Below are 11,827 nucleotides of genomic sequence, written 5' to 3' on the forward strand. Positions count from 1 at the left end.
CACCGCCGCCGGCCAACTCGTACACTGAAGCGATCCAGCCCATTTGTAGTGGAGACCTTTTGACCGCGTAGCCCAATCTATGCGCCTTCCAGGCTGGGTACCCCCTCCAGTTGAGAAAAATGGGCTAGGGTCGGAACCGTAAGAGACAGTGCAATGTATGGGTTGTTTTTGAGTTGGTTTGACGGCGGCACGACAGGGTGTTTGCCTGAGTCATAAACGACTCGGCATCCGTGCCGAGTGGGGGAGGAGAAGAGCCTAATCGGTCAACGCGCGTAAGGCGGAAAGGGGGGAAGGCGCTTTTTTGCGTTCCGCCGTGTGGCTGGGGGCCGAAGCGGCCCGTGCGGCGGAACGTCCTGCGGACATCGGCCCTACCGATGCCACTCTTCCGATTGGAATGGAGATGGCCTACCGATGGCGCGACCGGGAGCAGAATGAACGCATGCGGCGGAACGCCCTCAAAGCGGGCTGGCGCCCCGGCACATGCCCGTCGCTGTGAGTCGGTACGCGGTCCGTTGACCGGTACGGGGTCCCTGTTCCGTCTGCCCCGCATGGAATTACAAGCTCGCTTTTAGGAAATGCTTGGCGTAGTCGGTGATGATGCCGGTGACGCCGCGTGACAGGACCTCGTCCAGGGCCGTGAGGAAGGTATCGATGTGCTCGCGTTGGGCGATCAAGGGCGGCTCGAGGCGGATCACATTGCGGTTGTATTCGGTGAAGGCCACGAGCATACGGTGGTCCTTGAGAAGCAGGCTCCCGACGAAGCCGCACAGGCTGCCTTTGAGCTTGTCGTCGAGCAGCGAGACGATGGGGCGTATGGCCATGGGCAGCGTCTGGCTGAAGTCCTGGAACTCGATCCCCACCATGAGCCCGAGCCCGCGCACCTCCTTGAGGAGCTTCGGATGCTTGGCCTGGAGGCCCCTGAGCCCCTTGAGGAGATACGCCCCCTGCCGGGCGCTGTTCTCGATGAGCCCCTCGTCATAAAGGACATTCAGGGCCTCGATGGCCGTCGCGCAGGCCTCGCCGATCCCGCCGAAGGTCGCGGGGCCGTGGATGAGCGCGGTCTTGGGTGTCCCATAGGCCTTCATGTACAGCGCCCGGCGCGCGATCATGGCCCCGATCGCCGTCTTGCCGCCACCCAGCGACTTGGCGAGGGTCACGATGTCGGGGACCACACCCTCGTGCTCGAACGCGAAGAACCGGCCGGTACGCCCGACACCGCACTGGACCTCGTCCGCGAGCCACACCACCCGGTACTGATCGCATAACCGGCGCACCTCGCGCCAGTAACCGGGTGGCGCCAGCACGATCCCGCCTCCCCCCTGCACCGTCTCCAGAACCAGCACCCCGATCGACGGGTCGCGCTTGAGCGCGGCCTCGAGCGCCTGCGCATCGCCGAACGGTATCCGGACGCGGTTATCCAGGAGCCGGAAAGTGGATTGATAAAACTCCGAATCGGTCACCGACAGGGCCGCGCGGGTCTTGCCGTGGAAGGACCGCTCGGCGTAGGCGATGGTGGAGCGCTCCCGCCCCTGGACCTTCTCGGCCAGCTTCAAGGCCGCTTCTACGGCCTCCGACCCGGCCGAGCCCAGGAACACCATATCGAGATCACCAGGGGCGATGCTCGCCAGGTTCCTGGCCAGCGCGCTCGCATACTGGGACATGAAGGCGATCGCGATCTCGTGGCGCTTCTCGTCCTGAAAACGCTTGCGGGTCGCGAGGATGCGGGGATGATTGTGCCCGAGCGCGAGCGATCCGAAACCGCCGAAGAGGTCCAGGATGCGCCAGCCGCGCTTGTCGGTGTAATACATCCCCTCGGCGCTCTCGATCACCACCTCGTGGAAGCCGAGGAGCCTGAGGAAATGGTACTGGCCGGGGTTCAGATGCGCGCGGAAGAGATCGGCGGTCTCTGTGACCGTGAGGGCCTTGGCATCTTCGACGCTTAGGAGATCGGGTCTCGGGATCGCGGGGGGTTCCCCTTCGGGGGAGTAAAAGGGTGCTGGCTCGGCTCTTGTGGCCATCATCGTCGTGCGCGGGGGTGCAAGCCCCTGGTGCCTCCTTGGGTATTGAATTGGAAAGTTAGATCGGGCCGGCGCCGGTCTCAACCCCAGGCGCCGTGCGAGATCCGAACTCATGCGCCCCTCGGGATCGATGTCCTCCAAAACGCGCCGGAACTCCGCGAGTCTTGGGTACATGGCCTCGAATATCGGACGGGGCAGGCAGGCGTCTTTCGCGAGGTACACGCGCCCACCGTGATCGCTCGTTACGGCCGCGAGCCGGCTCAATAAATCCTGCGTCCCCGCCCGGTGCGGGAAGTCCAGCGCCAGCGTATAACCGCGCAAGGGGAAAGAGATCAATCCCCGACCGTCGCCGCCCAAGGTCTTGAGCACCGCGAGGAACGACGCCGCGCGCGCGCACACGATCTCTTCGAGCAGCCTCTGGATACCCGGACGCGCGGCCTGGTCCGGTATCACGCATTGAAACTGATAGAATCCTCGCCTGCCGTACAGGCGATTCCAGTCCAGGAGCGCGTCCAGGGGATAGAGGAAACGCTCGACGAGTGTCGTCCGGGTCCGGCCCCCGCGCGGGATGCGGTGGTAATAAGCGCTGTTGAAGGCGGCGATGCCCCAGGGATTCAGGACCGCCGCGGGGAGATCCAAAGGCAGGCGCAAGCGCCTCCGCGGGCGCGCCGGCAAGGGCGTCTCGGCGGGCTCGGCCGTCTCCAGGACCCCGCGACCGAGCCGCCCGGCGCGTGCCAGGCCGTCGATCCACGCGACAGAATAGGTCGTCGCGCCGCGCGCTTCCTCGAAGGCCTCGAAGAATCCCGTGAGGTGGGGGATGCGCCGTTCCCTTACCACGACGGCATTGGAAGGCACGCGCCTGAGCGCGAAGCACACGGCCAGGATCACGCCGGTCAAGCCCAGTCCGCCGATCGTCGCGTTGAACCACTCGCCCCGTTCTTGCGGGCCGAGGCGCGCCACCTCTCCGCACGGCAGCAAGAGGTCGATCCAGCGCACCTGATCGCCAAAGCTGCCATGGCGATCGTGGTTCTTCCCGTGGATGTCGTTCGCGACCGCGCCGCCGATGGTGGCGTAGCCGGTGCCCGGGCTCACCGGGGCGACGAAACCGCGCGGCAGGAAGTCTCTCATCAGATCGTGGAACGTCACCCCGGGCTCGCACACGATCTCGCCACTCTGGGGGTCGAAGGATAGGACGCGGTTCAAGCCCGCGGTCAGGATCACCCGCCCGCCGCTGTTGAGCGCGGCGTCGCCGTAGCTGCGGCCACCGGCATGGCAGATGAGGCCGTGGTTATCGCGGGTGTGCCTCAGGGTATCGATGAGGGCTTCGCGGCTGTGCGGCGCGCAGGCGAGCGCCGGGGCCCGGGTCAGGCGCCCGAAGCCGCAGAGATCTACGGCCTGCCAATGCATGTCGAAGGACGTGGTATCAGATGGCGAGCCAGACGATGGCCAGCGCCGAGGCGCCGATCCACCAGCTCATCCGGTCGCGGAGGGCGAAAACCACGGGGTCTTCGTGCACCCACCCGCGGTGGGCGAAGATCCATAGGCGGCCGATCCAATAGAGCAAGAGCGGACAGAGCAACCACAGGACCTCGGGCCGGCTGTAGGCCGCATAGCCGCCATCCTGCACGATATACAGCGCCAGCACCAGCACCGCGATCTGCCCACTCGAAGCCCCGAGGCTCTGCACCATCTCGAGGTCGCCTCGGCGATAGCCGCGTCCCTTGACCCGCTCTTCCGCGAGCGACTGCATAGCCGACAGCTCCGCACAGCGCTTGGCCATGGCCAGGCTCAGGAAGATGAACATCGAGAAGGCCAGGAGCCAGAACGAATGGGTTTCTGCGATCGCCAGGGTGCCCGCGACGATGCGAATGCTATAGAGCCCGGCCAGCACCACCACATCGAGCATGAGCACGCGCTTCAATCGCAGCGAATAGGCCATGGTCATGAGATAGTACACGCCCAACGCCGCGCCGAACGCCGGCGGCAAGGTCATGAGCGCAAGCGCGAAGGCGAGGATCAGGGTCACGGGGATCAAGAGGCTGCCGCGCACCACCGAGATCCGCCCGGCGGCGAAAGGCCGCCGCCTTTTCTGGGCATGGTGTCGGTCGGCATCGAGGTCGAGCAGGTCGTTCAGCAGGTACACGCTGGTGGCGCACAGGCTGAAGATCGAGAAGGCCAGCGCCGCGTCCAGCAGGAGCGCGAGATCGTGGACCTTATGCGAGGCGATGAGGGGTACGAACACCAAGAGGTTCTTGATCCACTGGTGCGGCCGCATGGCGCGCAGGTAATCCTTGACAGGAGCCTTGCCATCATCGAACGACCGCTCCAGGGTCGCCAGGCGTTCGGCCCCCGCCTTCACGCCCCGGTCAGGGGCGACCACCACCGCGCGGCGCGCTTCCGACCATACCTCGAGATCCTTGCGCGAGTTCCCGGCATAATCATAGCCGTGGGCGCCATAATCGGCCGTGAGTCGGGCGCGCTTGTCGGTTCCGGAAAGGTTGGTCGTGTCGTCGGTCGCGAGCACCTGCTCGAAAAGATCGAGGTAGGCGGCGACCTCGCGTGCGTATTTCTGGTGAGTGGCGGTCACCAGTACCAGGCGGCGGCCGGCGGCTCGCTGCTCGCGCAGGTAATGCAAGAAGGGGCCGTGGTAGGGCAGGAGCGTGACATCGAGATCCACGCGTTGCGCGATCCGGTGCTTGAGATAGGCCTTGCCCCGCATGAGCCACACGGGGATCAAGAACAGATAGGCGACGTTCTTTCTGAGCAACGCAAACAGCGATTCCACGAACAGATCGGAGCGGATCAGGGTACCGTCCAGATCGACGCACAGCGGGACGGGATCCGCCGGCCCGGCCGGCGCGTCGCGGGGGTCATGGCGGGCTGCGCCCGGCTCCGCATCGCGCTTTGGATTGAGCCGACGCGTGCTCATGGGCAGTTCATCGTGGCAATAGGCGACCGCCACGGCCGGCCGACCTCGTGAGCCACGGGTGCGGTTACCCCCGCGTTAATCGCATGCCCCGCGTTGATCGCATGCATCGACTTGACCCCTCTCGCCGCTGTCCCCAAAATAGCCTGAGGCAGGTTTCATGCCCCTATCGCGTGTCGAGCGCTGTCTGGCTCTGGTCTTGCCTGTCGCGGGCCCGAGCGTTGGGAATTCCAACCGATCCAGCGCCGCGCCGCGAGAAGGGGTCGGGCTCTTCCCCATCACCATAGCATCGCACGACAACCCCTGACACCGATGACGAACCTGCGCGTTCTTGACGTACCCGCCGTTGGATCCGCTACCGCGCGCCTCTGGTCGGAGAGGCTGGCCGTACGCGCGGCATTCATCGTCTTTCTCGTCGTCCGGCTCGTGGCCTTGGCTAACGACCCGCTCCTGGAGGACCACGACAGCGTCTCCTACCTGCAGAGCGCGAAGGCCCTGCTGAGCCTCGATCCGGACCGGATCATCGGCCTGTCCCCCGACGCCAACCTCTTCTATCCGTTCCTCACCGCCGTCTTGGGCGCGGCCGTCGGTTCGATCGAGAGCGGGGCCAGGCTCGGCTCGCTCTTTCTGAGCTACCTCTTGCTCACCCGCTTCGAGGGTATCCTCTATCTCGCCGCCGTACCCGCTTTCCAACTCGCCCATTTTATCGTGACAGAGCCGCGGCGCTATGATCTCCGGCGTCTCGGCCTTTGGGCCATGGCCTTCGTGCTGACGTTCTGCGCCGTCGCGGCCATCCAGGTGTGGCGGGTGAGCGAGCGACTCGGGTATTTCGCCCTGAATGGCCGCCAGACCTGGGCGGTGATCCTCCATGAACCGGGCGGCAAGTCCTATGAGGAACGCATGCGCGGCCTCGATTACAGCCCCACCCAGATCAATCGCGAGTATCTGCACGAGCATCCGGAGGCACTGGGCCGGTTGGTGTCGCAGGCCGACTACGGCGCGACCCTCAAGGCCTATGCGAAGGGCATCTACGTCAACCTGGGGACGCTCTGGGATCGACACCTCGGGTCGATGCTCGGTCCGCTCGCCTTGGTGTTCTTCGCCTTCGGTCTAGTGAAGGTCTCCCGGCGCGGGGGCATCGTCCAGGTTTCTGCCGTGCTCGCCTTTCTGGGCCTCGGGGTATCGGCGCCCCTGGCCCACGACGAGGGCCTGGTCTCGCTCCGCCATTTCGCCGTGATCGGGCCGCTCTGCATGCTCATCGAGGGCATCGGGATCGTCGCGCTCGCGCAGGCGATCGCCTGCGCCCGGCGTCGGCCCGGCAAGCGCGCCCGCCTCATCGCCTTCGGGCTCGTGGCGCTCGCCATCGGCACGGTGCTCGTACCGCTCTCTAGGCTCATGTTCCTCCCCGATCGGCACAACGGCGAATACCGGCCCGCGGATTTCACGATACCGGCCAGGCTCGTGCATGACATCACCACCGGGGAGCTGCACCGGCCGGCGCGTATCGCGGCCAGAAAGGGCTATTTCACTTATTTCAGCGACAGCGAACGGGTCGCCGTGCCCTACGCCGATTACGAAAGACTCGTAAATTATCTGGCGCGGAATCGCGCCGATTTCCTGTTCCTGGAACACCGGGAGATCAAGGGCTACCCGTTCCTTGCGCGTTTCGCCGCGGGCCGCACGAGCCTCGAGTTCGAACGGCTGTACCAGGGGCAGGACGCGGCGGGGAACCCCCTCGATCTGTATCGGTTCCTGCTCGATACGGGAGGCGCGATGGCACCGCCCCGGCACCAACGATGATGTGCGACACACGACCAACCCATGGGAGCTTTTCGATGCAGAAGTACATACCTTTGATCCTGGCTGTGGTGACGACCAACGCCCTGTCTCAGTTGCTCTTGAAGCAAGGGATGTTGACCGTAGGGACCTTCGATTTCTCGACCGGTGTCTTGATGCAGACGCTGCCGCGAGTCATGCTGAACCCGTACGTGATCGGCGGCCTCTTGACCTTGGTGTTCAGCATGGCCTTGCACCTCATGGTTCTGTCGCGGGTCGAGATCAGCTTCGCTTATCCGTTCTTGAGCGTCTCCTATGTCATCGTCCTGCTCGCGGGCTACTGGTTCTTTGGCGAAAATATCGGTTTCATGCGCATCGCGGGCATCGGGTTCATCTGTCTCGGGACCTATTGCATCGCGCAGACCTAGATTACTATGAAACACATCATCTTCGGCGGCGACGGTTTCGTCGGCCGGTATCTCGCTCGGGACCTGCAGACGCTCGGCGAAGAGGCCGTGATCTGCGATATCCGGCAGAGCGAGCTCCCCATCTATCCCAGGGCGCAATTCGTCCACACCGACATCACCGACCTCCAATCCTTGGAACAAGCGCCGGTCGGGGTGGACGACATCGTTTACAACATGGCCGCGCGCATGCTGCACCCCATCGTCTCGCGGCGCGAGCGCAAGGCGTATTTCTTTTCGGTCGACTATCAGGGCGCGGCCAACGTGATCGATCTCATGAGCCGTAGGGGGTGTAACAAGCTCATCCAGTTCAGCACCGACATGGTGTACGGCTTTCCGCTCGTCGCCCCGCCGATCCGCCCCGACCACCCGCGCAATCCCATCGGCGAGTATGCCGACAGCAAGCGCGTGTGCGAGGACCTGTGCATGCAGCGGCGCGTGGACGGCCTCGATGTCTCGATCTTCCGGCCGCGGCTCATCATCGGCCCCGGGCGCCTGGGGATCCTGACCAACCTGTTCCGCTGCATCGAGCACCACCTCCCGGTCCCCCTGATCGGCGACGGCTCCAACCACTATCAGATGATCTCGGTCTTCGACTGCGCAAGCGCGGCGCTTCTATCGGCACAGAAAGGCGTGGTCAACGGGGAATTCAACCTCGGGTCGAAGAACCCACCCTCCGTGCGTGAGCTGCTCGGGAAGGTCATCGAAGCGGCGGGGTCCCGGTCGTTCCTCGTCTCGACCCCCGCGGGGCTCGTCAAGCGCGTGCTCGCGGCGTTGGATGTGATCGGGCTCTCGCTCCTGGTCCCCGAGCAATACGAGATCGCCGATACCGACTTCATCGTGGACATCGAAAGCACCGAGCGCAAGCTCGGTTGGGTCCCGCAATACGACGACGCCACCATGCTGATGGGCGCCTACCGCGAGTACCAGACCGGCTCACACAACCGGATGGTCGAGGCGCACTGAGCCATCCGGATCGGGGGCGCTCTGCGCGCCCGGCCAGATGCGGTGCGCTTGGCAGCGTCTTCCGAGGCCCCGGCTTCCTTGCGGGCCTCGTAGAGTTCCTGGTTGATGGTCGTCATCGGGTCTTATTCGATAGTGTGAATCGGCCCTCCACGCGCTCGTCCAGCCGCGCGAAGCGTTCTTCGATCCATGCCTACCGGTTCGCGCCACCTATTCGTCTCTGGCACAATCATTGGCACCGTTTATTTCGAAGGTCGCACGATATCCGCTTCGTGCGAACTGCCCAAGGTGCCCGGAATGGGGTCAACCGGATAGGCATGCTTCGATCTTCGCGAGGCGTTCGTCAATCCGCTGGAGCCGCTCTGTCTCCCGTACCGCCTCAATGGCCTCCACCGCCGCCAGGATAGGAAATTCAAAGCAGTTGCGCAAACACAGTGTCTGCTCGACGGGGGGCGGGGGCGCACCGGCTCGCGACGGCGCTATTTAGTTAGGCACACTTCGGCGGGGTCGGAGATCAAACCGTACGGTCGAGTCGCGCGGCCTCCTCGCCACACACCACACAACCCGGATCGCGGGCGATACGGGCGGCTTGCCACACCATGCAGAGGGCGTCGAGCCTCAAGAGACGGCCTTCGAGCGTCTGTCCGGCGCCGGTCAGGAGCTTCAAGACCTCCATTGCCTGCACACTGCCGATGATCCCGACGAGCGGCGCCGCGACGCCGGTATCGGTACAGCGCTCGGGAAGATCGGCGATCTCGGGATAGAGGCAGGCATAGCAGGGGCCCCGACCGGGGCAGAGGACCATGACCTGGCCTTCGAAGCGAACGGCGGCGCCGGAGACCAGCGGCTTCCCGGCGCCAAGACAGGCCCGATTGATGGCGTAGCGGGTGTCGAAGTTGTCGCTGGCATCGACCACGATGTCGCAGCGCCGGGCGAGGACGCCTAGCTCATCGTCCGCGAGGCGGCAGAGGACGGGGGTGATGCGGCAGTCCGGGTTGAGTCTCGCGAGGCGTGCAAAGGCCACCTCGACCTTGTCCCGCCCGAGATCACCGGTGTCGTAGAGCACCTGGCGCTGGAGGTTCGCGAGGTCCACGCGATCGGAATCGGCCAGAACGAGGTGCCCGATGCCGGCGGCCGCGAGGTACAGGCAGACCGCCGAGCCGAGCCCGCCGAGGCCGACGATGAGGACCGTGGCGGCGAGGAGCCGCTCCTGGCCTTCTAGGTCGATCTCCGGCAGGAGGATATGCCGGCTGTAGCGCAGGAGCTGGTCGTTATTCACGCAGCACTGCGCGAAGCCCCCCCCGGCGGTAGGCATGATAGCGCGCCGCAAGGCGCAAGAGCGCCTCCGGCGCGTGTCTCCGCTTCCAGGCCCCGGCAGCATACTTGTTGGCCTCCGAGCGCGTCGGATAGATGTGGATGGTGCCGAGGACCTTGTTGAGCCCGAGCCCGTGGCGCATGGCGGTGATGTACTCGCCGATGACCTCGCCGGCAAGGCTGCCGACGATCGTGACGCCCAGGATGCGATCCTTGCCCGGCACCGTGAGGACCTTGACGAAGCCCTCGGTCTCGCTGTCGGTGATGGCCCGATCCAGGTCTTCCAACCCATAGCGCGTGACCTCGAAGGCCACGTCCCGCTGTCGCGCCTCGTCTTCATTCAAGCCGACTCGCGCGATCTCGGGATCGGTGAAGACGGCATACGGGATCGCGGAATAATCGGCCTTGAAACGCCTGAGCCCCCCGAACAGGGCGTTGACCGCGGCATACCACGCCTGATGGCCGGCGACATGGGTGAACTGGTAGGGCCCGGCCACATCCCCGCAGGCATAGATATTGGGATAGAGGGCCTCCAGATATTCATTGGTCTCAAGGGTGCGGGCCGGGCTCAGGGGGATCCCGAGCGCTTCGAGCCCATAGCCCGCGGTATTCGCCACGCGCCCGACCGCCACCAGGACCACGTCGAATTCGATCCGCACCTCCCGACCGCCGTGCTCGCAGACGAGCACCTTTTGGCTACGCTCGCTCACAAAGCGTAGCGCGCGATGTCCGACGCACACGCCGATCCCTTCCGACGCGAAGCGCTTGGCGACGATCTCCGAGACCTCGGGGTCTTCCCGCGGCAGGATCCTAGGCAGCATCTCGACCTGGGTGACCCGCGATCCGAGCCGCGCGAAGGCCTGGGCCAGCTCGCAGCCGATGGGTCCGCCGCCCAGCACCAAGAGGCGCCCGGGCCGCGCCCGCAACCCCCACACCGTGTCGGAGGTGAGATAGCCGATGGTCTCTATCCCCTCGATCGGCGGGATGGCGGGCTTGGCGCCGGCGGCGATCACGATGGCGCGGGTGGTGATGCTTCTGCCGTTCACCTCAACCTCATAGGGCGAGACGATGAGCGCCTCGCCTTTGAGGCACTCGACGCCCAGGCCCTCATAGCGCGCCACCGAATCGTGGGGCTCGACCGCTTCGATGACCCGCGCCACGCGCGCCATCACCTCGCCGAAGTCGAGCTCCGCGGTGGCGCGGCGCAGGCCGAAATCCTGCGCGCGCCGCATGTCGCCCAGAAGGCGGGCAGTGCGGATGAGGGCCTTGGAGGGCACGCAGCCGGTATTGAGACAATCGCCGCCCATCTTGTCTTTTTCAATGAGCGTGACCTTGGCCCGCACGGTTGCCGCGATGTAAGCAGTGACGAGCCCGGCCGAGCCCGCCCCGATCACCACGAGGTTGCGCTCGAATTGCGACGGCCTCGGAAAGCGCTCCAGGCGTTTCCTCTCCTGGAACCAACGGACCGCACGCTTGGCGAGGAGCGGAAAGACCCCGAGCAGGGTGAAGGCCAGGATGAGCCCGGGCGAGAGGATCCCCCCGAGGGACTCGATGGCCCCGATCTCGCGCCCGGCGTTCACGTACACGAGCGTTCCGGGCAACATGCCGATCTGGCTCACGAGAGCAAACGTAGAAGCCCCGAGCGGCGTGAGGCCCATCAGTAGGTTGATAACGAAAAACGGGAAGATCGGGACGAGCCGTAAGGTAAAGAGATAAAACGCGCCATCCCGTTCGATCCCGGAATTGATGGCGCTTAATTGTCTTCCGAAGCGCCGCTGCACGAAATCACGCAGCAGAAAACGGGCGGAGAAAAACGCCAGCAGGGCACCGAGCGTGCTCGCGAAGGATACGATGACCGTGCCCCACAAGAGCCCGAAGAGTGCGCCCGCGACCAATGTCATGAGCGCCGCGCCCGGCAGGGACAGCGCGGTCACCGCGACATACAGGCCGAAGAACCCGAGCGCCGCGGACAGGGGATGTGCGTCCCGATACGACTCGATGGCCGCCCGCTGGGCCCTGAAATAATCGAGGCTCAGGTACTGGCCGAGGTCTAGGACGAAGAACGCGGCGACCAGCACGGCGATCCCCGAGGCGAAGAGCGCGCGCTTCATCGCCAGCGCCTCGGCCCGGCACCCTGTGCCCGCGCGGCAAGAACAACACTGATGGTCTTGAGAAGCGCTTTACCGGGCGTCATGGGGCTCTCCAGCGGACGAGATGGGAGCGCATTATATCGTCAGGCCGCGAACCCCCATATATGGACTCCTCCGATTTGCAAGCATCTCGCTCGTTGACGGCAGAGGTCGGTAGCGCAGTTGCTCCCATATATCCGGCCTGTTGGTGAGGCCTTGGTCGCCTCTGGCCCTGAT

7 protein-coding genes and 1 pseudogene are annotated in these 11,827 nt (G+C 65.1%); 3 read left to right on the top strand and 5 right to left on the bottom strand.

Annotated elements, in window-relative coordinates; genetic code table 11:
* Window positions 1-554: 554 nt before the first annotated feature.
* From M3461_20235 to M3461_20245, 3 genes and pseudogenes are all read right to left on the bottom strand, one after another.
* Window positions 555-2,018: an aspartate aminotransferase family protein gene (locus tag M3461_20235; protein MDQ3776514.1), complete on the bottom strand. Its 1,464-nt coding sequence runs from the start codon at window positions 2,016-2,018 to the stop codon at window positions 555-557.
* 1,008 nt (window positions 2,019-3,026) lie between these two features.
* Window positions 3,027-3,425 (bottom strand): annotated as a pseudogene (locus M3461_20240) (FAD-binding oxidoreductase).
* A gap of 16 nt (window positions 3,426-3,441) precedes the next feature.
* The gene (locus M3461_20245; GenBank protein ID MDQ3776515.1) at window positions 3,442-4,947 is read right to left on the bottom strand and encodes a UbiA family prenyltransferase; all 1,506 of its coding nucleotides are present in this window, start codon (window positions 4,945-4,947) and stop codon (window positions 3,442-3,444) included.
* 309 nt (window positions 4,948-5,256) lie between these two features.
* Here M3461_20245 and M3461_20250 point away from each other — a divergent pair, with 309 nt between their 5' ends.
* From M3461_20250 to M3461_20260, 3 genes are read left to right on the top strand one after another with little or no spacing between them, the layout of a single operon-like run.
* Window positions 5,257-6,744 carry a hypothetical protein gene (locus tag M3461_20250; GenBank protein MDQ3776516.1) on the top strand — a complete coding sequence of 496 codons (1,488 nt, stop codon included), beginning with the start codon at window positions 5,257-5,259 and terminating at the stop codon, window positions 6,742-6,744.
* Window positions 6,745-6,779: 35 nt separating this feature from the next.
* The gene (locus M3461_20255; GenBank protein MDQ3776517.1) at window positions 6,780-7,148 is read left to right on the top strand and encodes an EamA family transporter; all 369 of its coding nucleotides are present in this window, start codon (window positions 6,780-6,782) and stop codon (window positions 7,146-7,148) included.
* A 6-nt stretch (window positions 7,149-7,154) separates the two neighbouring features.
* The gene (locus M3461_20260) at window positions 7,155-8,150 is read left to right on the top strand and encodes an NAD(P)-dependent oxidoreductase (protein MDQ3776518.1); all 996 of its coding nucleotides are present in this window, start codon (window positions 7,155-7,157) and stop codon (window positions 8,148-8,150) included.
* Window positions 8,151-8,661: 511 nt separating this feature from the next.
* On the opposite strand, the gene moeB is transcribed toward M3461_20260, so the two are convergent.
* Window positions 8,662-9,426: a molybdopterin-synthase adenylyltransferase MoeB gene (gene moeB, locus M3461_20265; GenBank protein ID MDQ3776519.1), complete on the bottom strand. Its 765-nt coding sequence runs from the start codon at window positions 9,424-9,426 to the stop codon at window positions 8,662-8,664.
* Complete coding sequence (locus M3461_20270) at window positions 9,419-11,572, bottom strand: FAD-dependent oxidoreductase (protein MDQ3776520.1); 2,154 nt, start codon at window positions 11,570-11,572, stop codon at window positions 9,419-9,421. Before M3461_20270 ends, moeB begins: the two co-directional genes overlap by 8 nt.
* Window positions 11,573-11,827 lie beyond the last annotated feature (255 nt).

The sequence above is a fragment of the Pseudomonadota bacterium genome (assembly GCA_030860485.1).
Classification (GTDB): Bacteria; Pseudomonadota; Gammaproteobacteria; order JACCXJ01; family JACCXJ01; genus JACCXJ01.